Annotated in this window: 27 protein-coding genes; 8 read left to right on the top strand and 19 right to left on the bottom strand. The window is 72.7% G+C overall.

The annotated features are described in order from the left end of the window. Positions 1–463 precede the first annotated feature (463 nt). Positions 464–1,135, top strand: coding sequence for an NAD-binding protein (locus tag ACFZA0_RS27000; protein ID WP_391021609.1), 672 nt, complete (start codon positions 464–466; stop codon positions 1,133–1,135). Then, complete coding sequence (locus ACFZA0_RS27005) at positions 1,135–1,818, top strand: NAD-binding protein (protein WP_391021611.1); 684 nt, start codon at positions 1,135–1,137, stop codon at positions 1,816–1,818. The genes ACFZA0_RS27000 and ACFZA0_RS27005 overlap by 1 nt, the downstream gene beginning before the upstream one ends. A gap of 101 nt (positions 1,819–1,919) precedes the next feature. Here the strand turns inward: ACFZA0_RS27005 and ACFZA0_RS27010 are convergent, their stop codons facing one another. From ACFZA0_RS27010 to ACFZA0_RS27045, 8 genes are all read right to left on the bottom strand, one after another. After that, a complete protein-coding gene (locus ACFZA0_RS27010) occupies positions 1,920–2,768 on the bottom strand; it encodes a DUF3159 domain-containing protein (protein WP_391021613.1) in 849 nt (282 codons plus the stop codon). A 3-nt stretch (positions 2,769–2,771) separates the two neighbouring features. Next, a complete protein-coding gene (locus ACFZA0_RS27015; protein ID WP_391021615.1) occupies positions 2,772–3,170 on the bottom strand; it encodes an OB-fold nucleic acid binding domain-containing protein in 399 nt (132 codons plus the stop codon). Positions 3,171–3,300: 130 nt separating this feature from the next. Then, positions 3,301–3,984 (bottom strand): response regulator, encoded by a 684-nt coding sequence (locus ACFZA0_RS27020; protein ID WP_391021618.1) that lies wholly within the window; start codon positions 3,982–3,984, stop codon positions 3,301–3,303. Further along, complete coding sequence (locus tag ACFZA0_RS27025; protein ID WP_391021620.1) at positions 3,981–6,605, bottom strand: ATP-binding protein; 2,625 nt, start codon at positions 6,603–6,605, stop codon at positions 3,981–3,983. The genes ACFZA0_RS27020 and ACFZA0_RS27025 overlap by 4 nt, the downstream gene beginning before the upstream one ends. 199 nt (positions 6,606–6,804) lie before the next feature. Continuing rightward, positions 6,805–8,025 carry an alginate lyase family protein gene (locus tag ACFZA0_RS27030; protein ID WP_391021622.1) on the bottom strand — a complete coding sequence of 407 codons (1,221 nt, stop codon included), beginning with the start codon at positions 8,023–8,025 and terminating at the stop codon, positions 6,805–6,807. A 232-nt stretch (positions 8,026–8,257) separates the two neighbouring features. Continuing rightward, complete coding sequence (locus tag ACFZA0_RS27035; protein ID WP_391021624.1) at positions 8,258–9,022, bottom strand: DUF3710 domain-containing protein; 765 nt, start codon at positions 9,020–9,022, stop codon at positions 8,258–8,260. Between the two features lies 1 nt (position 9,023). Further along, positions 9,024–9,563 (bottom strand): dUTP diphosphatase, encoded by a 540-nt coding sequence (gene dut / locus ACFZA0_RS27040; RefSeq protein WP_391021626.1) that lies wholly within the window; start codon positions 9,561–9,563, stop codon positions 9,024–9,026. Beyond that, complete coding sequence (locus tag ACFZA0_RS27045) at positions 9,560–10,144, bottom strand: hotdog domain-containing protein (RefSeq protein WP_391021628.1); 585 nt, start codon at positions 10,142–10,144, stop codon at positions 9,560–9,562. The genes dut and ACFZA0_RS27045 overlap by 4 nt, the downstream gene beginning before the upstream one ends. A 58-nt stretch (positions 10,145–10,202) precedes the next feature. Here ACFZA0_RS27045 and ACFZA0_RS27050 point away from each other — a divergent pair, with 58 nt between their 5' ends. After that, the gene (locus tag ACFZA0_RS27050; protein ID WP_391021630.1) at positions 10,203–10,670 is read left to right on the top strand and encodes a DUF3093 family protein; all 468 of its coding nucleotides are present in this window, start codon (positions 10,203–10,205) and stop codon (positions 10,668–10,670) included. 180 nt (positions 10,671–10,850) lie between these two features. Here the strand turns inward: ACFZA0_RS27050 and ACFZA0_RS27055 are convergent, their stop codons facing one another. The 4 genes from ACFZA0_RS27055 to ACFZA0_RS27070 all read right to left on the bottom strand — a co-directional run bounded on the left by ACFZA0_RS27055 (position 10,851) and on the right by ACFZA0_RS27070 (position 14,447). Beyond that, a complete protein-coding gene (locus ACFZA0_RS27055; protein WP_391021632.1) occupies positions 10,851–11,777 on the bottom strand; it encodes a hypothetical protein in 927 nt (308 codons plus the stop codon). Positions 11,778–11,790: 13 nt separating this feature from the next. Next, positions 11,791–12,087 carry a DUF4193 domain-containing protein gene (locus tag ACFZA0_RS27060; protein ID WP_005481602.1) on the bottom strand — a complete coding sequence of 99 codons (297 nt, stop codon included), beginning with the start codon at positions 12,085–12,087 and terminating at the stop codon, positions 11,791–11,793. A gap of 403 nt (positions 12,088–12,490) precedes the next feature. Further along, positions 12,491–13,786, bottom strand: a complete 1,296-nt coding sequence (locus tag ACFZA0_RS27065; protein ID WP_391021634.1) for an ATP-binding protein — start codon at positions 13,784–13,786, stop codon at positions 12,491–12,493. 7 nt (positions 13,787–13,793) lie between these two features. Continuing rightward, positions 13,794–14,447: a response regulator gene (locus tag ACFZA0_RS27070; protein ID WP_391021636.1), complete on the bottom strand. Its 654-nt coding sequence runs from the start codon at positions 14,445–14,447 to the stop codon at positions 13,794–13,796. Positions 14,448–14,898: 451 nt separating this feature from the next. Between ACFZA0_RS27070 and ACFZA0_RS27075 the strand changes: the two genes are divergently transcribed. Then, entirely contained in the window at positions 14,899–15,072 is a 174-nt protein-coding gene (locus tag ACFZA0_RS27075; protein ID WP_391021638.1) for a hypothetical protein, read from the top strand. A gap of 85 nt (positions 15,073–15,157) precedes the next feature. On the opposite strand, the gene ACFZA0_RS27080 is transcribed toward ACFZA0_RS27075, so the two are convergent. Beyond that, a complete protein-coding gene (locus ACFZA0_RS27080) occupies positions 15,158–15,973 on the bottom strand; it encodes an inositol monophosphatase family protein (RefSeq protein WP_391021639.1) in 816 nt (271 codons plus the stop codon). An 8-nt stretch (positions 15,974–15,981) separates the two neighbouring features. Further along, entirely contained in the window at positions 15,982–17,109 is a 1,128-nt protein-coding gene (locus ACFZA0_RS27085; RefSeq protein ID WP_391021641.1) for a ferrochelatase, read from the bottom strand. A 280-nt stretch (positions 17,110–17,389) separates the two neighbouring features. On the opposite strand from ACFZA0_RS27085, the gene ACFZA0_RS27090 reads away from it, so the two are divergent. Beyond that, positions 17,390–18,628: an MFS transporter gene (locus ACFZA0_RS27090; protein WP_391021643.1), complete on the top strand. Its 1,239-nt coding sequence runs from the start codon at positions 17,390–17,392 to the stop codon at positions 18,626–18,628. After that, entirely contained in the window at positions 18,588–19,907 is a 1,320-nt protein-coding gene (locus tag ACFZA0_RS27095; protein ID WP_391021645.1) for a D-arabinono-1,4-lactone oxidase, read from the top strand. The genes ACFZA0_RS27090 and ACFZA0_RS27095 overlap by 41 nt, the downstream gene beginning before the upstream one ends. Here the strand turns inward: ACFZA0_RS27095 and ACFZA0_RS27100 are convergent. Then, complete coding sequence (locus ACFZA0_RS27100; protein ID WP_391021647.1) at positions 19,831–20,829, bottom strand: hypothetical protein; 999 nt, start codon at positions 20,827–20,829, stop codon at positions 19,831–19,833. The genes ACFZA0_RS27095 and ACFZA0_RS27100 overlap by 77 nt on opposite strands. Positions 20,830–21,309: 480 nt before the next feature. On the opposite strand from ACFZA0_RS27100, the gene sepH reads away from it, so the two are divergent. Next, positions 21,310–22,347 carry a septation protein SepH gene (sepH, locus tag ACFZA0_RS27105; protein ID WP_391021649.1) on the top strand — a complete coding sequence of 346 codons (1,038 nt, stop codon included), beginning with the start codon at positions 21,310–21,312 and terminating at the stop codon, positions 22,345–22,347. A gap of 97 nt (positions 22,348–22,444) precedes the next feature. On the opposite strand, the gene ACFZA0_RS27110 is transcribed toward sepH, so the two are convergent. Continuing rightward, entirely contained in the window at positions 22,445–23,287 is an 843-nt protein-coding gene (locus tag ACFZA0_RS27110) for a rhodanese-like domain-containing protein (protein ID WP_391021651.1), read from the bottom strand. A gap of 291 nt (positions 23,288–23,578) precedes the next feature. Between ACFZA0_RS27110 and ACFZA0_RS27115 the strand changes: the two genes are divergently transcribed. Further along, a complete protein-coding gene (locus ACFZA0_RS27115; protein ID WP_391021653.1) occupies positions 23,579–24,391 on the top strand; it encodes a VOC family protein in 813 nt (270 codons plus the stop codon). A gap of 88 nt (positions 24,392–24,479) precedes the next feature. Here ACFZA0_RS27115 and ACFZA0_RS27120 read toward each other — a convergent pair whose 3' ends face one another. The 3 genes from ACFZA0_RS27120 to ACFZA0_RS27130 are packed head-to-tail and all read right to left on the bottom strand — an operon-like array spanning position 24,480 to position 26,970. Next, the gene (locus tag ACFZA0_RS27120) at positions 24,480–25,130 is read right to left on the bottom strand and encodes a thymidine kinase (protein WP_391021655.1); all 651 of its coding nucleotides are present in this window, start codon (positions 25,128–25,130) and stop codon (positions 24,480–24,482) included. A 56-nt stretch (positions 25,131–25,186) separates the two neighbouring features. Beyond that, positions 25,187–26,374, bottom strand: a complete 1,188-nt coding sequence (locus ACFZA0_RS27125) for an alkaline phosphatase family protein (protein ID WP_391021657.1) — start codon at positions 26,372–26,374, stop codon at positions 25,187–25,189. Then, on the bottom strand, positions 26,374–26,970 hold the full coding sequence (locus ACFZA0_RS27130) for a DUF5998 family protein (protein WP_391021658.1): 597 nt from the start codon (positions 26,968–26,970) through the stop codon (positions 26,374–26,376). Before ACFZA0_RS27130 ends, ACFZA0_RS27125 begins: the two co-directional genes overlap by 1 nt. Positions 26,971–26,991: the final 21 nt, after the last annotated feature.

Genomic DNA, 26,991 nt, shown 5'->3' on the forward strand with positions numbered 1-26,991 from the left:
TCGTGGCCCTTCTCGGCCTCGGTCTCCTCGCCCGCGCGAGCGTGCGCAGCATCGGCCGCCGCTGACCGGGCACCGGCGCCGCGCGCATATCCGTCGTGTTCGCCGCGACGGGCACGAAAACGGATTCGGAAAGAGAAGGGAAAGAAAGAGGAAAGAAAGCGGCACATGCCGTCCCGCCCCCGCTCGGCGCACCGCCGGAGCGACATCTGTCACATCGCGGAGCCCCTTCGCGGCCCTGTTCCGAAGCCTTTCCGGGCCCCGGCGCCCGCCCCGCCCCCGGCCCGCCCGCGGCCCGGCGATCAATGGCCGCACGGATGACAGCAGGAACGCCGATGCGGCTTAAGCTCGTCTCCGGCAACGCCGCATGCCGTTGCCCGTCGTTGCCCCGGCAGACTGAGAGAGAAGAATGAGCAGGGTGTTTTCGCAGGCCGGCCGGTCGACCAGGACTGCGGGGTAAAGCCAGGTGCACATCGTCATCATGGGCTGCGGCAGGGTGGGTTCCGCCCTTGCCCAGACCCTGGAGCAACAGGGGCACACGGTCGCCGTGATCGACCAGGACCCCACCGCGTTCCGGCGCCTCGGCCCCGGGTTCGGCGGACGCCGGGTCACCGGTGTCGGCTTCGACCAGGACACCCTGCGCGAGGCGGGCATCGAGGAGGCCGGCGCCTTCGCCGCCGTCTCCAGCGGCGACAACTCGAACATCATCTCCGCCCGTGTGGCCCGCGAGATGTTCGGCGTGGAGAACGTCGCGGCGCGCATCTACGACCCGCGCCGCGCCGAGGTCTACCAGCGCCTGGGCATCCCGACCGTGGCCACCGTGCGGTGGACCGCCGACCAGATGCTGCGGCGGCTGCTGCCCTCGGGCGCCGAGCCGCTGTGGCGCGACCCCACCGGGGGCGTGCAGCTCGCCGAGGTGCACACCTCGGTCGACTGGATCGGTCACAAGATCAGCAGGCTCCAGGAGGAGACGGGCGTCCGCGTGGCGTTCCTGACCCGCCTCGGCGAGGCGGTCCTGCCCACTTCGCAGACGGTTCTGCAGGAGGGCGACCTGGTGCACGTGATGATGCGCACGGACGAAATCGAGAAGGTCGAGGCGGCGTTCGCCGAGGGCCCCGGAGAGGAGGGCGGTCACTGATGAGGGTCGCCATTGCCGGTGCCGGCGCGGTCGGTCGTTCGATCGCGGGCGAACTGCTGGAGAACGGTCACGAGGTCCTCCTCGTCGACAAGGCGCCGACGGCCATCTCCGTCGAGCGCGTCCCGATGGCGGAGTGGCTGCTCGCCGACGCCTGCGAGATCACCTCGCTCGACGAGGCCGCGCTCCAGCGCTGCAACGTCGTCATCGCGGCGACGGGCGACGACAAGGTCAACCTCGTCGTCTCGCTCCTGGCCAAGACGGAGTACGGCGTTCCGCGCGTCGTCGCCCGGGTGAACAACCCGAAGAACGAGTGGCTGTTCAACGAGTCGTGGGGCGTGGACGTCGCCGTCTCCACCCCGCGCCTGATGTCCGCCCTGGTCGAGGAGGCGGTGAGCGTCGGCGACCTGGTCCGGCTGCTGCGCTTCAGCCACGGCGACGCCAACCTCGTCGAGCTGACGCTGCCCCCGGAGTCGGCGCTGGCCGGCACGCAGGTCGGTGACGTCGAGTGGCCGCAGGACACCTCGCTCGTCACGATCATCCGCGGCACCCGGGTGCTCACCCCGACCCGGGACGACGCCCTGGAGGCGGGCGACGAGCTGCTGTTCGTCGCGGCCCAGGCGCGCGAGACGGAGCTGGAGGACCTGCTGTCGGTGCGTCGCGGGAGCGACGACGCCACCGCCTGACGGGCGGCGCGGGACCGTACGTACGAGAAGGGCCCGGCCGATCGGTGCGAACCGATCGGCCGGGCCCTTCTCGTACGTGCGCGCAGTGGTGCGGGCCGCGGTCAGTCCCGCCGGTGCCGCCCGCCCGCCGCCGCCTCGTCGCCGTCCTGTCCCGTCGCGGGGGCGGAGGAGGCGTCGACGACTCCGGCGGCCGTGGTGCCCGGGGCGATCGAGCCGTGCGCGAGGGCCTCCTTGCGCTCCTTCTCGGCGCGCTCCTCGGCCTCCATCTCGGCGAACACGTCGATGGGCGGCGGGGCCTTCGCGAGGAACACCCAGGTCAGCCAGACCGCCAGCAGGAACGGCGGGATCTTCAGGGCGACCAGCACCCACCCGAGCTGCGCGGTGTTGGCCCACCAGTACAGCGGGAAGAGGATCGCGCACTTGGCGAGCAGGATCAGGCCCCAGGCCCAGCTCGACTTGGCGTAGGCGCGCTTGCGGCCGGGGTTGCGGGTGCGCCAGGAGAGGTTCTCCTTGAACACCGGGCCGAGGATCAGGCCGATCAGCGGCACGCCCGCGATCGTCGTGACGATGTAGGCGACGGCGAGGCCCAGCGTGTAGAGCATGCCGGGCAGGTAGAAGTCCTTGGCGTTGCCCGTCATCATCGCGAAGACGACGCCGAAGGCCACGCCGAAGACGCCGCTGAAGGCGTGCTTGACGGTGTCGCGCGTCGCGAGGCGGACGACCAGCAGGACCAGCGAGACCGCGAGGGCCGCGACGGCGGACCAGTGCAGGTTCTTGTTGATCGTGAAGATGGTGACGAACAACAGGCCCGGCAGCACCGTCTCGATCATGCCCCGCAGGCCGCCGAACGCCTCGAAGAGCGCGGCCTCCGTGACTGCCCGCGCGGCCTCCGCGTCGTCCTGGTGCCTGTCTTCGGTCGGCTTGTCGGTCGGCTTGTCGAGCGAGGACACCGGCTACTCCCGTCCGGGGGGTCGCAGTTCGTACTTCGGGTTGAACAGCACCCGACGGCCGTGGCTCATGGAGATCCGGCCCGATGCGATCAGCTTGCGCCCGGGTTCTATCCCGACGATGGAGCGCCTGCCGAGCCACACCACGTCCAGGGCGGCCGAGCCGTCGAACAGCTCGGCCTCCAGGGCCGGGACTCCCGCGCGCGGTCGCAGGGTGACCGTGCGCAAGGTACCAGTAACCGTGACGATCTGTCGGTCGTGGCAATCGCCGATCCGGGTGCAGCCCGCGGTGACGGTGTCCTCGCGCAGCTCTTCCGACTCCAGGTCCTCCTGGGACGAGGAGAGCCGGTCGATCATGCGCCGGAACCGGCCGACCGGCTTCTCGGAACGGGAGACAGCACTCATGGTTGAAGGGTACCGGGGTGCGCGCACGGGCGGACACTCGCGGGCCCCGGCCGCACCGTCCGCCCCCGCGGCCCCACGCGTGCCCGTGTTCCGCGACCTCCGGCGCCCCGCACGGGCCGCCGCTCCCGGGTCACTTCTCGAACCGGTATCCCATTCCGGGTTCGGTGATGAAGTGCCGCGGGTGGGAGGGGTCGGACTCCAGCTTGCGGCGCAGCTGCGCCATGTACACGCGCAGGTAGTTGGTCTCCGTCCCGTACGACGGCCCCCACACCTCCTGGAGGAGCTGCTTCTGGCTGACGAGCCGGCCCGCGTTGCGCACGAGGACCTCCAGCAGGTGCCACTCGGTGGGCGTGAGGCGGACGTCGCGGCCGTCCCGGTTGACCTTCTTGGCGGCCAGGTCGACGGTGAAGCCGGCGGTCTCGACGACGACGTCGTCCTCGCCGGGCCCGGTGGGCTCGGCACGGCGGACGGCGGCGCGCAGCCGGGCGAGCATCTCGTCCATGCCGAAGGGCTTGGTGACGTAGTCGTCGGCGCCCGCGTCGAGCGCCTCGACCTTCTCGTCGGAGGAGTGCCGGGCGGACAGCACCAGGATCGGCACCCGGGTCCAGCCGCGCAGCCCCCGGATCACCTCGACGCCGTCGATGTCGGGCAGGCCCAGGTCCAGGACGATCACGTCGGGGTGGCGCGAGGCGGCGAGTTCGAGGGCGGTGCGGCCGTCGGAGGCCGCGTCGACCTCGTACTTGCGTGCCCTGAGGTTGATCACGAGGGCGCGCACGATCTGCGGCTCGTCGTCGACCACCAGCACCCGGGTCATGAGGCCTGCCTTTCGGGAGGTGCGGGCCGGGCCGTGTTCCGGGCCCGGAGGGAGTCGGCCCGCGCGGCGGAACGGCTGTCCCACGCGGGGCCGTCGGTCTGCGGAGCGTACGGCTCCCGGGGCGGTGAGGCCGCCGTGCGCAGGCCGAGGACCATGGTGAGACCGCCGCCGGGGGTGTCCTCGGCGGTGAGGGTGCCGTCCATCGCCTCGGCGAAACCGCGGGCCACCGCGAGGCCGAGGCCCACGCCGGCGCCGCGCGGGGCGTCGCCGTAGCGCTGGAAGGGCTCGAAGATACGGTCCTTCGCCTCGTCGGGGACGCCCGGCCCCCGGTCGACGATCCGCACCTCGACGCGGTCGGCGAGCGGGCTCGCGGACACGAGCACCCGGCGGCCGGAGGGGCTGTACTTGACGGCGTTCTCGACCAGGTTGGCCACCGAGCGCTCCAGCAGGCCGGGGTCGACCATGACCATCGGCAGCGTCTCCGGGACGTCGAGCTCGACGCTGTCCTCGGGCACCCCGCCGAGCGCCATCGGCACCACCTCGTCGAGGTCGATCTCGCGGATCAGCGGGGTGACGGTGCCGGTCTGGAGGCGGGACATGTCGAGGAGGTTGCCGACCAGGTGGTCGAGCCGGTCGGCGCCCTCCTCGATCCCGGCGAGCAGCTCCGCCTGGTCCTCCTCCGACCAGGCGACGTCGTCGGAGCGCAGGGAGGACACCGCCGCCTTGATGCCGGCGAGCGGGGTGCGCAGGTCGTGGCTGACGGCGGCGAGCAGCGCGGTGCGGATGCGGTTGCCCTCGGCGAGCATGCGGGCGCGGCCGGCCTCCTCCTGGAGGCGCCGGCGGTCGAGCACGACGGCGGACTGCGCGGCGAACGCGGCGAGCACCCGGCGGTCGGAGGCGGGCAGCACCCGGCCGGTCAGGGCCAGCGCCATGTGCCCGCCGACCGGCATGTCCACGTCGGCGTCCTCGGGGCGGTCCGGCACGGGCCCGACGCCGGCGCGGCCCGCACAGGTCCACGGGGTGACCTCGCTCTCGCGTTCGAGCAGGGCGACCGACTCCATGCCGAAGGTCTCGCGAACACGTTCGAGGAGTGCTTCGAGGGTCGTCTCGCCGCGCAGCACGCTGCCCGCGAGGAAGGAGAGGATCTCGGCCTCGGCGCGCAGCCGGGCCGCCTGGTGGGTGCGGCGGGCGGCGAGGTCGACCACGGAGGCGACGGACACCGCGACGCCGACGAAGATCACGATGGCGACGATGTTCTTCGGGTCCGCGACGGTGAGCCGGTGCAACGGCGGCGTGTAGTAGTAGTTCAGCAGGAACGAGCCGACCGCCGCCGACGCGAGGGCGGGCAGCAGCCCGCCGAGCAGGGCCGCGGCGACCGTGAGCGCCAGGAACAGCAGCATGTCGTTGGCGAGGCCGAGCTCGACGAGGTTCAGCAGCAGCGCCAGGGCGACGGGCCCCGCGACCCCGGTGATCCAGCCCCACACGATCCGGGCGCGGCCGAGCCGCGCGCCGCGCGCGACGGGCAGGCCGCGCCCCTTGGCGACCTCCTCGTGCGTGACGATGTGCACGTCCAGGTCGGGCCCCGACTCGCGGGCCACGGTCGTGCCGACGCCCGGCCCGAACACGTACTGCCAGGTCTTGCGCCGCGAGGAGCCGAGGACGATCTGCGTGGCGTTGACCCCGCGCGCGAAGTCGAGCAGCGCCGCCGGTATGTCGTCGCCGACGACGTGGTGGAAGGTGCCGCCCAGGTCCTCGACGAGGGTGCGCTGGACGGCGAGTTCCTTGGGCGAGGCGGCGGTCAGGCCGTCGCTGCGCGAGATGTAGACGGCGAGCACCTCGCCGCCGGCGCCCTTCTCCGCGAGGCGCGCGGCACGGCGGATGAGGGTGCGCCCCTCGGGGCCGCCGGTCAGGCCGACGACGATCCGCTCGCGGGAGCCCCAGATCGCGGAGACGCGGTGTTCGCTGCGGTACTGCTGGAGGAACTCGTCGACCCGGTCGGCGACCCACAGCAGCGCGAGTTCGCGCAGCGCCGTGAGGTTGCCGACGCGGAAGTAGTTGGAGAGCGCCGCGTCGACCTTGTCGGGCTGGTAGACGTTGCCGTGCGCCATGCGGCGGCGCAGCGCCTGGGGCGACATGTCGACCAGCTCGATCTGGTCGGCCCGCCGCACCAGTTCGTCGGGCACGGTCTCCCGCTGCCGCACGCCGGTGATCGACTCGACGAGGTCGCCGAGGGACTCCAGGTGCTGGATGTTGACGGTCGAGACGACGTCGACGCCGGCGGCGAGCAGCTCCTCGACGTCCTGCCAGCGCTTGGCGTTGCGGGAACCTGGGACGTTCGTGTGCGCCAGTTCGTCCACCAGGGCGACGGCGGGGGCCCGCTCCAGGACGGCGTCGACGTCCATCTCGGTGAAGTCGCCGCCGCGGTAGGCGACGCGGGCGCGCGGGACCTGCTCCAGGCCGTGCAGCATGACCTCGGTGCGGGGCCGGTCGTGGTGCTCGACGAAGGCGACGACGCAGTCGGAGCCCCGTTCCACGCGGCGGTGCGCCTCGGAGAGCATGGCGTAGGTCTTGCCGACGCCGGGTGCCGCACCCAGGTAGATCCGAAGTTTGCCGCGTCCCATGGCCCCATTGTCTTCCGCCGTGCCCACCCCGCGCGGTGTCGCCCGCACAGCGTCGACATTACGGGGGACGGGAGCGGCAAAACGGACGGGCGGCGGGGCGGGCGGGCGTCCTTGACGCAACCCTGATGCCGCCGGGGACCCCGTACGGGGCGGGACGGCGGCGCGCTCGCCGTCCCGCCCCGTACGGGCCGGTGCCGGGTCAGTTCGGGTTGTCGCCGTGGGTCAGGGTCTCCCAGGCGACGAAGAGGTTGTCGCTGCCGGCCGGGCGGTTGCGTTCGGTCAGCGCCTGGGTGTTGGTCATGGCGATGCCGAGGCGGTTGTGCAGGGCGTTGTAGCCGACCTCGGTGACGGGGCCCAGGCCCAGGTTGAGGCTGCCGCCGCACAGCCAGCTCGGGACGGCGGTGCCCAGCTCGTACTTGGATTGGAAGCCGAGCGCCTGGCGCAGCCGTTCTCCGACGTCGGTGCCGTACAGGTCCTGGCCCTGGATGCGGCTGGTCTCGGCGACGTGGGAGATCGCGGAGATGCCGTACCCGGTGTGGGTGAGGTCGCGGCAGGTCTCCTGGGTGAGACCGGTGACGAAGGTGGACTGCCCCTGCCAGTACGAGACGATCTTGGCGGTGGTGTTGAGGTTCTGGCTCGGCACGGTCTTCGGCACGGCGCCGTCGGAGGCGAGGTAGACGTAGGCGGCGGTGCGGGTGCGGAACCTCGCCATGGCGGTGTCGTAGGAGGTGCGGTCCTCCAGGAAGACGGAGATGCCGACGGCGGCCTCCATCATCGACAGTTCCCAATTGCCGTTGCTGTTCGACCCGTTGATCACCTCCGGCAGGTACACGGTGCGCAACATGGTCGCGAACCGGGCGGAGTTGGCCCAGGTTCCGGTGTACGTGTACTTGATGATCTCGGCGGCCCTCGGCCACGAGGAACCGGCCCAGCCGGTCTGCAACGGGGCGTTGCTGTTGGTGTGTTCGCGCAGCACGGCCGACCAGGCGTCCATCAGCTCGATGGACTTCTGCGCGTAGCGCGCGTCGCGGGTGATGTACCAGGCGAGCGCGTCGGTGTACGCCGCGATCGCGTCCTCGCGCTCGTCGGTGCAGCCGTTGTTGGGGTTGGAGTAGGAACCGCACTCCACGGTGGCGCGGGGCTTGGCGGTGCGGCTCAGGCTGGCGTAGGCGCTCGCCGTCATCTGGTCGAAGGCGCCCTTCCAGGGCTGCGCGCCGGCCTGCACCTCGGTGCGGGCGAAGTCCAACTGGGCCCGGGAGACGGTCACTCCGGGGTGCACGAAGGTGGTGGGGGCGGCGTCGGCCCGGTGCGCGCCGGGCCAGGCGAGCAGCGCGGCGACGAGGGCGGCGACGGCCGCGGCGACGACGGCGAGCGGGGCCGGGCGCGATCTGCGGCGGTGTGGAACGGGGTGTTCTGCCATGGGGGGATCCGTTCTCGTATGTGAACGTCACTTGGGTTGCTGAACACGCGCGCTGGCCGGTGACCATAGGTACAGACCAGTTGGGGCGTCAAGGGCCGAGGACGGACCGGCAGGTCAACTGCCGTTCACGGAGGAGAACTTGGGGTTTCGCCGCAGGGCGGTGCGGGGCACGGCGGGCATGCGGAAGGGCCGCACCCGTGCGGGGTGCGGCCCTTCTCGTCCGTACGCGGGGCTAGCGGACCTCGGTGATCTCCGGGCCGCGCTGGAGCTGGCCCATGCCGCCGGAGAAGCGGGAGCCCTCGTCCTGCTGGACGCCCTCCGGAACCATCTGCGCGTCGTTCGGCAGCTTCAGCACGATCGGGTCGCGGGGCGCCATCGGGCCCTCGCCGCGGACCACGACGGTGTCGCGGAAGATCTGCTCCAGCAGGCCGGCCTGCTGCGGCTGCACCGCGCCCTGGCCGGAGATCACTCCGCGCAGGAACCAGCGGGGGCCGTCGACGCCGACGAACCGCACGACGTGGAAGCCGCCCGTGCCGTCGGGGAGCTGCACGGGGACCTGCGCGCGCAGCTCCCAGCCCAGCGGGCCCTCGACCTCGTCGATGATGCCGCCCTGCTGGGTGATGCCGGAGCCGATCTCCTCGCGGACCTCGCCCCAGATCCCCTCGCGCTTGGGCGCTGCGAAGGCCTGGAGCTGGACCGCGCTGTCGCGCAGCACCACGGTCGCCGCGACGATCGCGTCGCCCGCGACCTCGACACGCAGTTCCATGCCGTCGACTCCCGGCACGAACAGTCCGCCCAGGTCGACCCGGCCCTCGGCCGGGTCGCTCACCTCGGTGCTGTCCCAGGGGCCGTCGGGACGGGGCTCGGGTTCGAGCCGCACGCGCTCGCGCTCCGTGCCGTCCTCGTCGTCCGCCTCAGTGTCCACACTGTCGACGACCTGCTCGGCCTCGCCGGCCGCGTCCTCGGCGGCACCCTTCTTGTTGCGACGTCCGAACACGTCACTGTCCTTCCCGGTCGGATACGACCGAAGCGTATCGATTCCCACCCGAAGTGCCGCCGTCGGCGGCTGGATCGCCGGCGCCACCCACAGCGGCGTGGCCACCGGTGGACCCGAAGCCCCCGTCGGCCCGCACCGAGTCGGGAAGCTCCGCGACCTCCTGGAAGCGCACCCGCTCGACCCGCTGCACGACCAGCTGCGCAATCCGGTCGTACCGCTCGAACCGCACAGGTTCGCGCGGGTCGAGATTCACCACGATTACCTTGATCTCCCCACGGTACCCGGCGTCCACGGTCCCCGGGGCATTCACGAGAGCGACACCGCAGCGGGCGGCGAGGCCCGACCGCGGGTGCACGAAGGCCGCGTACCCCTCCGGCAGCGCGACAGACACCCCCGTGGGCAGGACCGCCCGCTCGCCCGGGGCCAGTTCACGGCTCTCGGTCGTCCGCAGGTCGGCGCCCGCGTCACCGGGGTGCGCGTACGTCGGAAGCGGTACGCCGGGGTCGACGCGGCGGATCAGGACGTCCAGGGGGCCGCTCACGGATTCACCTCGAAGGCGCGGGCGACACGGACCTGGTCGGGGTCGTCCAGCACGGCGCGGATCTCCTCCTGGCGGCCGTTGTCGACGAAGTGGTCGACCTTGACCTCCACGAAGAGGGCGTCGGCCCGCACGGCGACAGGACCGTCCGGCCCGCCGACGCGTCCGACGGCGGAGGAGTAGATCTTCCGCCCGGCGACCGCCTTCACCTCGGCCTCCAGGTGCAGCACGGTGCCGACCGGCACGGGGCGCACGAAGTCGGTCTCCAGGCGGCCGGTGACGGCGATCGTGCGCAGCAGCCAGCCCAGCGAACCGAGCGTCTCGTCGAGGGCGCTGACGAGCACCCCGCCGTGCGCGAGGCCCGGGGCCCCCTGGTGGACGGGCTGCACGGTGAACTCGGCGACGACCGAGACGCCCTCGCCCGCGCGCGCCCGGACGTGCAGTCCGTGCGGCTGTTCGTCACCGCACCCGAAGCAGTGGTCGTAGTGCGCGCCGAGGAGTTCCCCGGGCGCGGGCGCGTCGGGGTGCCGTACCGGCGGTACGGCGTCGGCGGGAGGCCTGAGAGCTGCGGAAGTACCACTCACAGCCGCAGACCTTACCCGCGCGTCGGCCGTAGTCGGACACCGTGCCAAGCTAGGTCCCATGGAGCTCTCCCCCGCCTCGTACGAGGAACGCCTGACGACGCCCCGGACCTGGTGGCTGTACAGCTTCCTGTTCGGGTTCGCCGTCGCCCTGGTCTTCCTGCCGTTCGGCACCCTGCCGCCGCTGGCCGGCCTGGTCGGCGGCACCGCCGTCGCCGCGATCGTGGGCAGCTCGTACGGCTCGCTGCGCATCCGCGTGGTGGGGGACCAGCTGATCGCCGGAGAGGCGAAGATCCCGGTCACGGCGCTGGGCGAGGCCGAGGTGCTCGACGCGGCGGAGGCGCAGGCCTGGCGCACCTGGAAGGCGGACACCCGGGCGTTCCTGCTGATGCGCTCGTACATCCCGGGGGCGCTGCGCGTGATCGTCACCGACCCGGACGACCCGACGCCGTACCTGTACCTGTCGACGCGGGAGCCCGAGCGGCTGGCGGCGGCACTGGAGGCGGCGCGGGTGGCGGCCACCGCGTAGCGCGGGAGGGCCGCCCCCGCGGGGCGAATCTTTACCTGTCCGGGTGGATGTCTTGAGCGTCGGCCCGGCCGCGGCACGCGTGCGTGCGCCCCGGGGTGCGCCGGAGTGAACGGCCCGGAGGGCCGCGGCGGCGGCCGTCCTGCCCGTGGCGGGGACTGCCCGAGGGGCCCCGTGGTCCGCTCAGCGCCCGGCGCCGCCCGGTCCCGGCAGGTCCTCGGGCGGGACTCCCTCGATGCTCAGCGGGTCCGCGGGGGCCTCCAGGGGCGGCAGCGCGGGCAGCGCGTCCCAGGGCACCTGGAGCTTGCGCAGGTCCTTGCGGATCCGCGCGGCGAGCTTCTTGGTGTCCCGGCGGTTCATGACCGCGCCGACGGCGGCGCCCACCATGAACGGCATGAGGTTCGGCAGGTCGCGGACCATCCGCTTCATGATCTGCTGGCGCAGTTCGCGCTTCATGTGGCCGCCGAGGGCCGTGTTGAACGTCGACGGCTTCATCACGTCGACGCCGCGCTCACCCGACCAGGAGGCCAGGTAGGCGGTGCTGCGGGCCCGGAGGTCGCCCGGGGGTCGGACGCCGTAGACCTCGTGGAGCTCGGCGATGAGCTTCAGCTCGATCGCGGCGACCCCGGTGATCTCGGCGGCCAGCTCCGTGGGCATGGCAGGGGGAACCGGCAGCATGGCCGCGGCGCCGATGCCCGCGCCGACGGTCGACGTGGCGTTGGCCGCGCCGGACACCAGCTTGTCCGCGAGCTGCTCGGGGCCGAGACCCGGGAACTGACGACGCAGCGCCGCGAGGTCCCGTACGGGCACACGCGGGGCGATGTCGATGATCCGGTCGGCGAGGTACGCCAGGCCGGCCCGCGCGCGGTCGGAGCCCTTGCGGACGCCTTCCCGGGCCCCCCTGAGGACCGCCGACCGTCTCCGGGCGGCGGGCGCAGGGTTGTCCGAGGCCGGGAGGTGGTCCCGGCCGGCCGCCGGTTCGAGCGAGGTCGCGTCCTGGTCGGATGCGCCCCGCTCGTCGCCACGCGCGTCGTGAGAGCCGTCTCGCGGCCCTTCGTCCGCTCCTCCGTCGGGGAAGCGGCGCTTCCATGGAGGGGTCGAGCCTGTCACGGCCGACCCTCCCTCAGTCGCAGTCGCGGCAGATCGGCTGACCGTTCTTCTCCCTGGCCAGCTGACTGCGGTGGTGCACCAGGAAGCAGCTCATGCAGGTGAACTCGTCCTGCTGCTTGGGCAGGACCCGGACCGCCAGCTCTTCGTTGGACAGGTCCGCGCCCGGCAGTTCCAGGCCCTCTGCGGCCTCGAACTCGTCGACGTCGACGGCGGAGGTCGACTTGTCGTTCCTCCGGGCCTTCAGTTCCTCAAGGCTGTCCGAGTCGACGTCGTCATCGGTCTTGCGTGGGGTGTCGTAATCCGTTGCCATGTCCCTCTCCCCCTCTGGGTATTTGCGGTGTCTCCAGCGCACGTAACGCGTGGGAGGCCGGACTTGTGCCCGACCTGAGGCGGAGATTTTGCCTCACATCAAGGTCTGTTACTCAATCGACACCCAACCGGACCCCTCAAGAGTGATCGGCTTGGATGGCGATCGGGACCGTACACGGTTCGAACGCCGCACTCCAAAGGCGCCCCACCGTGTACTTCCCGTAATCAATACCGGCGAAAACCCGGAAATTCCCGGCCCCGAACAGGGTGCATGATCACGGAACGTAGAGGGCCCGAAAGCCGCCCATGTGATCGATCACACATGGACAGCCGGGGCAGGGTGTCAGAAAATTCCGCGCAAAGCGAACAGAGCCGTCGATCGGTGTGTCGCACGTCGCCCCGGATCACATCGGCAACGTGACCCGCATCACCAGCCCGCCGCCCTCCCTCGGCCGCGCCGTGATGTGCCCGCCGTGGGCCCTGGCCACCGACCGCACGATCGACAGCCCGAGCCCGACACCCTTGTCGCTGCCCGTGCGTTCGGTCCGCAATCGCCGGAACGGCTCGAAGATGTTGTCGATCTCGTAGGCCGGCACGACCGGGCCCGTGTTCGTGACGACGAGGACCGCCTGCCCGTGCTGGACCTCCGTGGTGACCTCGACCCAGCCCCCCTCGTGCCCGTCACGGCCCTCGGCGGCGTCCCTGGGTGCCCCCGCGTCGCGCGGGGGGTCCTCGGCCGGGACGTTGTACCGCACGGCGTTCTGGACCAGGTTCAGGGCGATCCGCTCCAGCAGGACGCCGTTGCCCTGGACCATCACCGGCTGCCGGACGCCCTCGATCCGGACGCCCTTGGCCTCCGCCTCCGCGTACGTCTGGTCGACGGCCCGCTCGGCGACCTCCGCGAGGTCCACCGGTTTGCGCTCGACGATCTGGTTGTCGCTGCGGGCGAGCAGCAGCAGTCCCTCGACGAGCTGCTCGCTGCGCTCGTTGGTGGCCAGCAGCGTCTTGCCGAGCTGCCGCAGCTCCACCGGGGCGCCCGGGTCCGAGAGGTGGACCTCCAGGAGGGTGCGGTTGATGGCGAGCGGGGTGCGCAGTTCGTGCGACGCGTTGCCGACGAAGCGCTGCTGCGCGGTGAACGCCCGCTGGAGCCGCTCCAGCATCTCGTCGAAGGTGTCGGCCAGCTCCTTCAGCTCGTCGTCGGGGCCGTCCAGCTCGATGCGGCGGGACAGGTCCGAGCCGGCCACGGCGCGCGCGGTGCGCGTGATGCGGCCCAGCGGCGACAGGACCCGGCCGGCCATCGCGTAGCCGAAGGCGAAGGCGATCACGGCGAGCCCGAGCAGTGCCAGCAGCGACCGGCTCAGCAGGCTGTCGAGGGCGTGCTGGCGCTCCTCGTTGACGCACTGGTTCATCGCGTGGTTGAGCTGCGTCGCGGTGGTCGAGACGGGGAAGTTGCAGGTGTCGCTGGTGACCTGCCCGGTGAGGATCTTGAAGGGCAGTTCACTGCCGACGTTGAGCGCGTTCGCGGCCAGCAGGTAGTTGATCGACAGCAGCAGGATGCCCGCGATCAGGAACATGCCGCCGTACAGCAGCGTCAGCCGTATCCGGATGGTGGGGCGCAGCCACGGGAAGTTCGGCTCGGGCCTGGTGGGGTCCCACGTGGGTTTCGGGGGCGTCTGGGGCGGCGCGGGCGTCGCGGTCACGCCGGCCTCAGATCCGGTAGCCGGAGCCGGGCACGGTGACGATCACCGCGGGTTCGCCGAGCTTGCGGCGCAGGGTCATCACGGTGACGCGCACGACGTTGGTGAACGGGTCGGTGTTCTCGTCCCACGCCTTCTCCAGCAGTTGCTCCGCGGAGACGACCGCGCCCTCGCTGCGCATGAGGACCTCCAGGACGGCGAACTCCTTCGGCGCGAGCTGCACCTCCCGCCCGTCGCGGAAGACCTCGCGGCGGTTGGGGTCGAGCTTGATGCCGGCGCGCTCCAGGACCGGCGGCAGCGGCACGCTGGTGCGGCGGCCCAGCGCGCGCACGCGGGCCGTCAGCTCGGTGAACGCGAAGGGCTTGGGCAGGTAGTCGTCGGCGCCGATCTCCAGGCCCTCCACGCGGTCGCTGACGTCACCGGAGGCGGTGAGCATCAACACCCTTGTGGGCATGCCCAGTTCGACGACACGGCGGCACACGTCGTCACCGTGCACGAGCGGCAGGTCACGGTCGAGGACGACCACGTCGTAGTCGTTGACGCCGATGCGCTCCAGGGCCGCGGCCCCGTCGTACACGACGTCGACGGCCATGGCCTCCCGGCGCAGCCCGGTGGCCACCGCATCGGCGAGCAACTGCTCGTCCTCGACGACGAGTACGCGCACGGCGTTTGTCCTTCCTGTGTCCCTCTCCGACGTGCGTCTCTCGGCGGCACGCGGGCAGGGGTGCGGCGGGGTTGAGGCCTCCATCCTGCCCTTTTCGGTCATAAGTCGGCTGTAAGCGGGCCCCGGTCCCGCTGTGCGGCGGCCCAATGCGGCGTGAGGCGACGATTACGGGCGGGTGAGCCGCCCGGGAACGGAAGATTTCTCGGGTTGGTGAGGTTTCCGTGCACAGACGGGCGGGGAGGACGGCTTTACACCCCGCGATCACGCTCTGCATGTGGCGCACCACCATGCGGCACACTCCTCGATCCGCCTCGGCAGAGTGGGCGTGGGTGTCCGGCACCGTCGCCGCCCGGCACGGTGCGCGCCGGGCATCCGCAGGAGTCGTGATCGCCCCTCATGAACGGCACACCCCCGTGCCACCGACCCACGACCCAGGACGAGGGGGCGCAGCATGGACGCTTTCACCACAGGACTTCTGCAGCGCATAAGGACGACCGAGTCCGACCTGACGCGGGCCCGCGACGAAGGCGACGAGTTCCTCGTCGAGGTCGAGCAGGGCGAGCTGGACGACCTCCGTCGTCTCGCCGCCGAGCACGGCGTGGAGGTCGGCGCGGCCGGCGTCTGACCGACCTTCTGCCCAGCAGGACGGAAGCAACACAGCGGGGCCCCGGCGAATCCAGCGCCGGGGCCCCGCTGCCGTACCAGGAGCCTCAGTCGTGCCAGGCGCCGAAGTCCTCCAGGAGGGCCTGGAGGGGCTCGAAGACGCCGGGGGTGCCCGCGACCGTCAGTTCGCCCGAGGGGCGCTCTCCGGGGCGTCCACCGGTCAGCGCGCCCGCCTCCCGGGCGATCAGCTCGCCCGCCGCGAGGTCCCAGGGGTGCAGGCCGCGCTCGTAGTAGCCGTCGAGGCGGCCGGCCGCCAGGTCGCACAGGTCGACCGCGGCGGAACCGCCGCGCCGGATGTCCCGCAGCCTCGGGATCAGTTTCCCGGCGACCTCGGCCTGGTGGGCGCGGACGTCGGCGACGTAGTTGAAGCCGGTCGAGACGAGCGCCTGCTCCAGCGGCGGGGCCGGACGGCAGGTGAGCCGGCGCTCCCCCACCCAGCCCCCGGTCGCGCGGGCGCCGCTGCCGCGCACCGCGTGGAACATCTCGCCGCGCATCGGGACCGCGACGACGCCGACGACCGTCTCGCCGTTCTGCTCGGCCGCGATGGAGACCGACCAGGTGGGCAGCCCGTAGAGGTAGTTGACCGTGCCGTCGAGGGGGTCGATGACCCAGCGCACGCCGGTGGTGCCCTCCGTGGCGGAGCCCTCCTCGCCGAGCAGGCCGTCGCCGGGGCGGCGGTTGGAGATCAGCCCGGTGATCAGCTTCTCCGCGGCGATGTCCATCTCGGTGACGACGTCGATCGGGCTCGACTTGGTGGCGGCGACGGCGAGATCGGCCGGGCGGCCGTCCCGCAGCAGTTCGCCGGCGCGGCTCGCGGCCTCCTTGGCCAGTTGCAGCAGCTCGATGTGGAGGGGCTCGGACACGGGACTCCTCAGGCGTAGGGGCTGTCGGCGCCCGCCGCCGCGGGGCGGGGCGCGCGGGCCGGGCAGCACCCGGCCGGGCAGAGCTGGTGGCTGGGGCCGAGGGCGCCGAGCGCGCACGGCGTCACCGGGGTGCCGTTCTCGGCGGCGGCGCGCTCCAGGACCAGGTCGCGCACCGCGGCGGCGAACCTCGGGTCGGCGCCCACCGTGGCCGACCGGCGTACCGGCAGGCCCAGTTCGGCGGCCTTGGCGGTGGCCTCCGTGTCGAGGTCGTAGAGGACCTCCATGTGGTCGGAGACGAAGCCGATGGGCGCCATGACGACCGCGGGGACGCCGGCCGCGTGCCGCTCCTCCAGGTGGTCGCAGATGTCCGGCTCCAGCCACGGGATGTGCGGGGCGCCGGAGCGCGACTGGTAGACGAGCTGCCAGGGGTGGTCGACGCCGGTGCGTTCGCGCACCTCGTCGGCGATCAGCCGGGCGACGTCCAGGTGCTGGGCGACGTACGCGCCGCCGTCGCCGTGGTCCTCCACCGGGCCGGAGGTGTCGGCCGCGGCGGTCGGCACGGAGTGCGTGGTGAACGCGATGTGCGCGCCGTCGCGGACCTCGTCGGGCAGTTCCGCCAGCGAGCGCAGCACGCCCTCGGCCATCGGCTCCACGAACCCGGGGTGGTTGAAGTAGTGCCGCAGCTTGTCGACGCGCGGCAGGTCGAGCCCCTCGGTCTCCAGTTCGGCCAGCGAGTCCGCGAGGTTCTCGCGGTACTGGCGGCAGCCCGAGTACGAGGCGTACGCGCTGGTGGCGAGGACCAGGACGCGGCGGTGCCCGTCCCGGACGATCTCCCGCAGCGTGTCCGTCAGGTACGGCGCCCAGTTGCGGTTGCCCCAGTACACCGGCAGGTCGAGGCCGTGGCCGGCGAAGTCCTTGCGCAGGGCGTCCAGCAGGGCGCGGTTCTGGTCGTTGATGGGGCTGACACCGCCGAACAGGAAGTAGTGCTGCCCGACTTCCTTCAGGCGTTCCTTGGGGATGCCCCGCCCGCGCGTCACGTTCTCCAGGAAGGGGACGACGTCGTCCGGGCCTTCCGGGCCGCCGAAGGACAGCAGGAGCAGGGCGTCATAGGGGGTGGCATCGAGCGCGTCTGGCATGGCACCGATCCTGCCACCCGCCGTCGGGCGCCGGGAAACGGCGGGCGGGTACGGAGCCCGCGAGTTGGTTCCGGCCGGAATCGGGGGTGCGCACGGGCCGGGCCGCCCCGTAAGCTGTATGGGCCGACTTCACGCCTTACCAAGGCCCCGCACGCACCGAACGCCCCGCCGAGCCGCCCGGGGCGGCCCGCCGTGTGCGCGCCCGCGGGCGCCCGCACTCCCCGTCGGTGCCGCACCGGAACACCGGGACGTGCCCCTGACGGACCCACCGGAGACCCCCGTGCCGAGCCCCTACCGCGCCCTGTTCGCCGCCCCCGGCGCGAAGAGCTTCTCCGCCGCGGGTTTCCTCGGCCGCATGCCGCTGTCGATGACCGGCGTCGGCGTGGTGACGATGGTGTCGCAGATCACCGGGCGCTACGGCCTCGCGGGCGCCCTCTCGGCCACGATCGCGCTCGCCGCGGCCGTGCTGGGCCCGCAGGTCTCGCGGCTGGTGGACCGGCACGGGCAGCGCCGGGTGCTGCGCCCGGCCGTGCTGGTCGCCGTCACCGCGATGACCGGCCTGTTGCTGACCGCCCACTTCCGGCTGCCGGACTGGGTGTTGTTCGTGTGCGCCGCGGGCCTCGGCTCGGTGCCCAGCGTGGGCGCCATGGTGCGGGCCCGCTGGGCGGCGCTCTACCGCGGCACCCCGCGGCTGCACACCGCGTACTCCTACGAGTCCGTGATCGACGAGGTGTGCTTCATCTTCGGGCCGATCATCTCCATCGGCCTGTCCACCGGCTGGTTCCCGGAGGCGGGCCCCCTGCTCGCCGCCTGCTTCCTGACGGCCGGCGTGCTGTGGCTGACGTCCCAGCGGGCCACCGAGCCGGTGCCGCACCCGCGCGGGCAGCACACCGGCGGCAGCGCGCTGCGCTCGCACGGCCTCCAGGTGCTGGTGGTCACGTTCGCCGCGACGGGCACGATCTTCGGCTCGGTCGACGTGGTGACGGTGGCCTTCGCGGACGAGCAGGGCCACAAGGCGGCCGCGAGCCTGGTGCTCGCCGTGTACGCGGCCGGGTCGTGCGCCGCGGGGGCCGTGTTCGGGCTGCTGCGCCTGAAGGGGAGAGCGGAACGGCGTTGGCTGCTGGGCATATGCACCACCGCCGTGAGTATGATCCCCCTCCTACTGGTCGGGAACCTGCCGTTTCTGGCCGTGGCGCTGTTCGTTGCGGGTCTGTCCATCGCTCCGACGATGATCACGACCATGTCCCTCGTCGAAGAGCACGTACCACGCGCACATCTGACCGAAGGCATGTCCTGGGTGAGTACCGGGCTTGCGGTCGGGGTCGCGCTCGGCTCCTCGCTGGCCGGCTGGGTCATCGACGCGGCCGGGGCGCGGGCCGGGTACGGGGTTCCGGCCGTGGCCGGGGCCGTCGCGGCCGCGGTCGGTTTCCTCGGGTACCGCCGGCTGCGCAGGCCGGCTCCGGGTCGGGGAGGCACCGTTGAGCGGCACAGCGAGCGCGAAGAACGGCACGTGGCGTAACTGGGGCGGCACCGCCACGGCCCGTCCGGTGCGGGAGGTCGAGCCGGCGTCCGTCGAGGAACTGGCCGCCGCCGTACGGCGGGCGGCGGAGGACGGGCTGCCGGTGAAGGCCGTCGGCACCGGCCACTCGTTCACGTCGATCGCGGCGACGGACGGCGTGCTGATCCGGCCGCAGCTGCTCACCGGCATCCGCGCGATCGACCGCGCGGCCGGCACCGTCACGGTGGAGGCGGGCACCCCGCTCAAGCGGCTCAACCTGGCGCTCGCGCGCGAGGGGCTCTCGCTCACGAACATGGGCGACATCATGGAGCAGACCGTGTCCGGCGCGGTCAGCACGGGCACGCACGGCACCGGCCGCGAGTCCGCGTCGATAGCCGCCCAGATCCGCGGACTCGAGCTGGTGACGGCGGACGGCTCGGTGCTGACGTGCTCCGAGAAGGAGAACCCGGACGTCTTCGCGGCGGCCCGGATCGGGCTCGGCGCCCTCGGCATCATCACGGCGATCACGTTCGCCGTGGAACCGGTCTTCCTGCTCACCGCCCGCGAGGAGCCGATGACCTTCGACCGGGTCACCCGCTCCTTCGACGAACTCTGGGCCGAGAACGAGCACTTCGAGTTCTACTGGTTCCCGCACACCGGCTCCACCAACACCAAGCGCAACAACCGCAGCGCCGGCCCCGAACGCCCGGTGAGCCGGCTCTCGGGCTTCGTCGACGACGAGCTGCTCTCCAACGGCGTGTTCCAGGTGGCCAACTGGGTCGGCCGCGCGGCGCCCGCGACGGTCCCCGCGATCGCCCGCCTCTCCAGCCGCGCACTGTCCGCGCGGACCTACACCGACATCCCGTACAAGGTCTTCACGTCACCGCGCCGGGTGCGCTTCGTGGAGATGGAGTACGCCGTCCCGCGCGAGGCGCTGGTCGACACGCTGCGCGAACTGAAGACGATGGTCGACCGCTCGGACCTGCGGGTCAGCTTCCCCGTCGAGGTGCGCACCGCGCCCGCCGACGACATCGCGCTGTCCACGGCCTCGGGCCGGGACAGCGCGTACGTCGCCGTGCACATGTTCAAGGGGACGCCCTACCAGGGCTACTTCACCGCCGCCGAGCGCATCTTCACCGCGCACGAGGGCCGGCCGCACTGGGGCAAGATCCACACGCGGGACGCCGAGTACCTGGCGGCGGCGTACCCGCGCTTCGCCGAGTTCACGGCGTTGCGAGACCGTCTTGATCCTGACCGTCGTTTCCGGAACGACTACTTGCGGAGGGTGCTGGGGTCGTAGCCGTCGCGCTCGGCGTGGGGGCGGTGCCGCTCCCGTCGGAGTCGGAGGAGCCGCCGTCGGTGGCCTCCGGTGTCGGCGTCGTCCCCGAAGTCCCGGACGTCGCGCCGCCGTTGTCGTCGGAACCCTGGCCGGAGCCGGTGCCGGCCGAGGAGTCCGGGTCCGGCGTGGCGGTGCCGGAGGGCGTGCCCTCCTCCTGCCCGCCGGAGCCCGACGGCGTGGACGACGGCGCGGGGGTGTCGTCGTCGGTGGTCGAGGACGACGACGAGGACGTGCCGGTGAAGGCGTCCCCCACGGTGGTCCCGCCGTTGCCGCTGAAGCTGTCGCCGGAGGCGACCTCGTACGTGGTGATGCCGGCCATCGTGACGCCGAACACCAGGGCCGCGGCGATCAGCGGCCGCTTCCAGCTCCTGACCCGCGCCCGGTAGACGGTGGCCTCGGTGAACTCGCCGTGCGCGGGCGGGACTTGGCCCGTCGTACGGCTCTCCGCCCGGACGCCCCGGCGGTCCGGGGCGCGCGGCGCGTCCGGGTCGGCCGGGAACGTGCCCGCCTGCGCACGGGGCTTCGCCGCCACCGTGACCTCGCGGAGCTGTTCGCCGGTGCGGCGGAAGAAGTGCTGGAAGACGGTGCCGCCGCAGGTCGCCAGGATGCTGACGACGCCCGCGCCGAAGATCGTTCCGTAGACACCGAAGTAGGAGGCCAGTTTCGCGGCCACCACGGCCGCCACGGCACTGCCCGCGACCTGGGGGACGCTCAGGTCCACCCGCTTCTTCCTCACCTCCGCCCCGGCGATCGGTTCCGCCTGCGCCTCGTCGTGAGGCTCCGTCCGTACCTCGCCGTGCGGGAGCTCCGTCCGCGCCGGGACTTCGGGCCATGCCCGCGTCTCGGCACGCGGCTCACCGCCGGCTTCGGGCCTTTCACGCATCCCCGGACCTTGCCTGCCTTTCCCGTACTTGTCCGACCGACTGTACGAGAGGGGGACGTGCGCACGAAACCGATAGTTCCGTTTCTGGTGATTACGTGAACTTCGCCACGGCGCACCCCCGGAGATCGCGGCCGGCGCGGAAGAAGGCGCGCCCCCACGGCAAGTTGGGCGGCGTGCCAATCCACGCACGTGGCCCAAATGGAGTACTGTTGCGAGCCCTGAGACCGGTCTCCCGCCGGGGCGTCCGGAAACACGAAGGACCGCGAAGGACCGCCGGGAGGGGGCCAGTTGCTCAGGGTGACGGAGTTGGTCACTTAGCGTTGCGAAAAGGTAACCGTGCCATAACGGCGATCCCGGGCCAGCGCCCGACACGCCGGGCAACTCGGCAAGGTTGTGGCAGGCTGCACCCGGGCAGGCCACACTCGACTAGCGGAAGCAGCGACGCACGTGACGTCGGCAGGCACCACCCGGGAGGTCCCCATGCCCGAACTGCGTGTCGTGGCCGTCTCCAATGACGGCACACGGCTGGTGCTGAAGGCTGCTGACAGCACGGAGTACACGCTTGCCATCGACGAGCGTCTTCGTGCCGCCGTGCGCGGCGACCGTCCCCGCCTCGGCCAGATCGAGATCGAGGTGGAGAGCCATCTCCGCCCCCGCGACATCCAGGCGCGGATAAGAGCGGGCGCGACCGCGGAAGAGGTCGCCCAGCTCGCCGGTATCCCCGTCGACCGCGTGCGCCGGTTCGAGGGCCCCGTCCTCGCCGAGCGCGCCTTCATGGCCGAGCGCGCCCGCAAGACCCCCGTCCGCCGTCCCGGCGAGAACTCCGGCCCCCCGCTCGGCGAAGCCGTGCAGGAGCGGCTGACGCACCGGGGCGCCTCCAAGGACACCGTGCAGTGGGACTCCTGGCGCCGCGACGACGGCACCTGGGAGGTCCTGCTCGTCTACCTGGTCGCCGGCGAACCGCACTCGGCGAGCTGGACCTACGACCCGCCCCGGCGGCTCGTGCAGTCCGTCGACGACGAAGCGCGCTCGCTGATCGGCGAGTCCGAGGACCTCGCGGCGCCCGAGCCCAGCTTCCCGTTCGTACCGCGCATCGCCCGGCTCCCCCGGGACCGTCCGCTGGACCGCGACCGCCCGCTGGACCGCGAGCGGCCGATGCTGCCGCCGTCGGTGCCCGAGCCGGTCGAGGAGAGCGCCGAACGGGACTCGCTGACCAGCCTGCTGGAGGCGGTGCCGAGCTTCCGCGGCGACCTCGTGGTGCCCGAGCGGCCCCCGGTGGAGCCGCCCGAGGAGCCCGTCGACGAGCCCGTCGAGGAGGAGCCGCCGGCTCCCGCGGCCTCGGCCGGTTCCGCCTACGCGGACGTCCTGATGCCGCGTTCCGTGGCCAGTCACCGCGACCGGCTGGTCGGATCCACCGACCGGCAGGCCGAGGCGGACGGGGTCCGTCCCGGACGGCGGGCCGCGGTGCCGAGCTGGGACGAGATCGTGTTCGGCACCCGGCGCAAGAAGCAGGAGTAGTCCGCGTTCCGGCGGGGACGAGGGCGGCAAAGGTGACAGAGCGGGGTCCGCGCCGGTGCGGCGCGGACCCCGCCGTGTACGGGCCCGCCGTGCGCGGTCAGACGGGGTCGGGACCCACCGCGACCGGACGGGACGGGTCCGCCGACCACTGCGACCACGAACCGGCGTACAGCGCGGCCGGGACACCGGCGATCTCCAGGGCCAGCACCTCGTGCGCCGCGGACACCCCGGAGCCGCAGTACACGCCGACCTTCCGGGAACCGTCGGCGCCCAGCGCCCGGAAGCGGGCGGCCAGTTCGGGCGCGGGCAGGAAACGTCCGTCCGGTCCCGTGTTCTCGGTGGTCGGCGCGGAGACCGCCCCGGGAATGTGGCCGGCCGCCGGGTCGATCGGCTCGGTCTCGCCCCGGTACCGCTCCCCCGCCCGCGCGTCGAGCAGCAGGCCTGACCCGGCGAGGGCCGCCGCGCCGTCGGCATCGAGCAGTTCCGTCGCGCCGGGCCGGGGCTCGAAGTCGCCCTCGGCGGGCGCCGGTACGGTCGTTTCCAGCTCGCCGGTCCAGGCGTCCAGGCCACCGTCGAGGACCCGCACGTCCGGGTGGCCCGCCCAGCGCAGCAGCCACCAGGCGCGGGCCGCGGCCCAGCCGAGCCCGCCGTCGTACACGACCACCGGCCGCCCCGCGGACACGCCCGCGCGGCGCATCGCCGCCCCGAACTCCCCGGTGTCCGGCAGGGGATGGCGCCCGCCCGCACCGGGGGGTCCGGCCAGCTCCCGGTCCAGGTCGACGAAGACGGCGCCCGGCAGATGGCCCTTCGCGTACGCGGCGCGGCCGTCGAACGGGGCCGCCTTCGCGAGGGTGAGCTGCCAGCGGACGTCGAGCAGGACCGGCGGGTCGCCGCCCGCGAGGTCGCCGGCGAGTTCTGATGCGGAGATGATGGCGTTCATGGCCCCCATCCTCGCGTACGGGGTGGCCGCGTCGCCCGGCTCCGGCTACTCTGCCCGCCGGGCAGCTCCGGTCACGGGGTGTACGGGAACGGACACATTGTGTACGCCGGACCGACAGTCGCCGGCAGCGGCGGCGGACGGACCGGACGCCGCCCGCGCGGCCCCCGTCGGCCGGTACCGCCCGGGTGGTCCGCGCCCGCGCGCGGCGCGGGACGGACGGTACGCACAGCGGCGCGGGTCCACGGAACGGAAGCGAGGCGGCCACCGCGAGGGGCCGGGGAGAGAGTGACGATGACCGAGGCACGGGGGTCGGCCGGCCCGAACGGCCCAACGCACGACCAGTACGCACCCGGCACGCCCTGCTGGGTGAGCCTGATGTCGCACCGGATCGAGGCGACCCAGTCCTTCTACGAAGCCCTGTTCGGCTGGGAGTTCCGGCCCGGACCACGCCAACTCGGGCCCTATGTGAGGGCCCTGCTCGACGGCCGCGAGGTGGCGGGCATCGGGCAGCTTCCGGACGGGCTGCGGCTGCCGGTGACCTGGACGCCCTACCTCGCCTCGCGCGACGTGGACCAGACCGCCGAGACGGTCCGGCTGTCCGGCGGCACCATCGGCGTCGGCCCGCTGGACGCGGAGAAGGCCGGACGCCTCGCGCTGGGCTCCGACCCCGCGGGCGCGGTCTTCGGCATCTGGCAGGCCTCCGCCCACCTGGGCGCGGACATCACGGGGGCGCCCGGACTGCCCGGCGCGCCCGCGTGGAACGAGCTGGTGACCTACGAGACCGCCGGCGTCGTGAAGTTCTACGAGGCCCTGTTCGGCTACCGCCAGGAGGCGGTGGGCGGGCCGGACCTCGACTACGTGACCCTGTACGTGGAGGGCCGCCCGGTCGCCGGTATCCACGGGCTGGGCGACGCCCTGCCCCACGAGCGCGGCCCGCACTGGATGACGTACTTCGAGGTGGCCGACGCGGACCGCACGCTGGAGCGGGTGGTCGACCTGGGCGGCACCGTCCTCGCCCCCGCGCACGACAGCCCGCACGGCAGGGTGGCCACCGTTGCGGACCTGGAGGGCGCGCGGTTCTCGGTGGTGGAGGACCCGAGCTGAAGCCGGCCCGGCCGGCTGCCGGGCGGCGCCGGGAACGCGCGGGGGGCCGGACCGGAGAGCCGCTCCGGGTCCCGGCGCCGCCCGGCGGTCAGTCCGGCCCGATGGGCAGGACCCCGGGGGACAGTTCGCCGGCGTGGGCGGAGGCGCTGGTCACCCGGCGCAGGTGGTGCCGGCGGCACAGGACCTCGTAACCGACCTCCCCCGCCGCGCGGTTGACGTCGCCGACGACCACCTGGGCGCCCTCGACGACCATCTCGCCGCCCACGGTACGGGCGTTGTGCGTGGCCCTGGCGCCGCACCAGCACAGGGCCTCCACCTGGAGCGCCTCGATCCGGTCGGCCAGCTCGATCAGCCGCTGCGAGCCGGGGAAGAGCTTGGTGCGGAAGTCGGTGGTGATGCCGAAGGCGAAGACGTCGAGCCCGAGGTCGTCCACGACCTGCGCGAGCTGGTCGATCTGCTGCGGTGCGAGGAACTGCGCCTCGTCGGCGATCACGTAGTCGATCCGCCCGCCGTGCGAGAGGTGGTCGACCAGATACGCGTACATGTCCATGCCCTCGGTGGCCTCGACGGCCTCCGAGACCAGGCCGAGGCGGGAGGACAGCTTTCCCTCGCCCGCCCGGTCGTCGCGGGTGAAGATCATGCCCTGGAGCCCCCGCGCCGAACGGTTGTGCCCGATCTGCAGAGCCAGGGTGGACTTCCCGCAGTCCATGGTTCCGGAGAAGAACACCAGCTCGGGCATGGGGAGTCGAACACCTTTCGGCGGGTTGGCGGGGGGATGCCGCGCGGGGCGCAGGGTCAGGAGCGTACTTCGAGCAGCGGGACGAGCTGCTCGGCGGGGGTCATGGAGCCGTGGTTGCCGACCATGGCCGACTCCTTGGGCTCCCGCTCGGAGGCGATGACGAGGACGTCGTCGCGGGCGGCCGCGATCACGTCGCCGAGCCGGTCGTACACCCGGTCCTCGACGTGGGGGCCGAACCAGCCCGCCTCGATCGCCTCGTCCCGCGAGGCCACCCAGAACTGCTCGCCGATCACCTCGCGCCAGCAGGCCAGCACGTCGCCCGCGGCACCGGGCACCGCGTACACGTGCCGGGCCCGGCCCTCGCCGCCCAACAGGGCGACACCGGCGCGCAGTTCCCAGTCGGCGTCGAAGTCGATGCGGTGCTCGTCGTCGAACGGGACGTCGATCATGCCGTGGTCCGCGGTGACGTACAGGGCCGCGCGCGGCGGGAGTTGCTCGGCGAGGCGCTGCACGAGGCGGTCCACGTGCATGAGCTGGCCGCGCCAGGTGTCGGAGTCGACGCCGTGGCGGTGTCCCGCGCCGTCCACCTCGGAGTAGTACGTGTAGACCAACGACCGGTCCGCGGCGGCCAGTTGCTCCGCCGCGAGGTCCATGCGCTCCTCGCCGGTGAGCCGCCCGAGGAAGGTGCCGCCGCTGAGGGCGACCTTGGTGAGCGGGGTGTTGGCGAAGGCGGGCGCCGAGACCTGGGCGGCGCGCACGCCCGCGCGCTCGGCCAGTTGGAAGATCGTGGGGTGCGGCTGCCACGCCTTCGGGTCGCTGTACGGCTGCCAGCGGAGCTGGTTCATCAGCGCGCCGGTGGCCGGGTTGCGCACGGTGTAGCCGGGCAGGCCGTGGGCGCCCGGGGGCAGGCCGGTGCCGACCGAGGCGAGGGAGGTCGCGGTGGTCGCCGGGAAGCCGGTGGTGAGCGGGCGGCCCGTGCCGCCGCGCGAGGAGGCGAGCAGCCCGTTGAGGTAGGGCGCCTCGTACGGGTGGGCGCGCAGTTGCTCCCAGCCGAGCCCGTCGATCAGGAACACGCAGTTGCGGTCGGCGGGGGTCAGCTCGGCGATGGCGGCGCTCGTGCCGGGGACGCCCATGCCGGCGGCCAGCGTGGGCAGCAGGTCCGCGAGGGAGCCGCCGCCGTACTCGGGCAGCGGCGCCGACGCGACGGTCAGGGGTTCCGGTTCGGGCCAGGCGGGCAGGGCCATCAGTGCGCGAGGTTCGCGGTCGCCTCGGAAAGGGCCTGGGCGAACACCAGCGCCTCCCGTACGGTCTCGGGTCCGTCCCCCGCCTCGCTGACGCGCAGGCTCAGGTCGTCCGCCGTGGAGCTGCCCGTGTAGCCGTGGTCCGCCTCGCAGTTGGGGTCGCCGCAGGCCGCGGGCTCCAGGTCGATGCGGGAGACGGCGCCCCAGCCGATGGTCAGCACGACCTCGCGGGGCAGGGTGCCCGGCGTGTACGCCTCGGGGTTGGCGACGACCCGGCTGAGCACCACGGAGGAGATCCGGTCGAGCTTCACGGACTCGGTGGACGTGGTGGCGTACGGCGTCGGGGAGGTGTCGTCGGCGGCCTGTTCGTCGGTGTGGCTGACGATGAACCGGTTGCCGGTGAGCACCAGCACGGTCACGTGCCGGCGTACCTCGTTCTGGTCGAACGTCGTCTCCTGGTGGACCAGGAACGACCGCATGGGCTCGCCGCCGACCGCGGCCTCCACCGCTTCGGCCACGAGAGCCGGGTAGTAACCGCTGCGCTCGATCGCCGTGCGCAGCCCCTGGGTCGTCGTACTGGTCTTGGCCATGACGTCCATCCTAATCCGTGGACGGGGGCG

It is taken from the genome of Streptomyces sp. NPDC008150 (assembly GCF_042956945.1).
Lineage (GTDB): Bacteria > Actinomycetota > Actinomycetes > Streptomycetales > Streptomycetaceae > Streptomyces.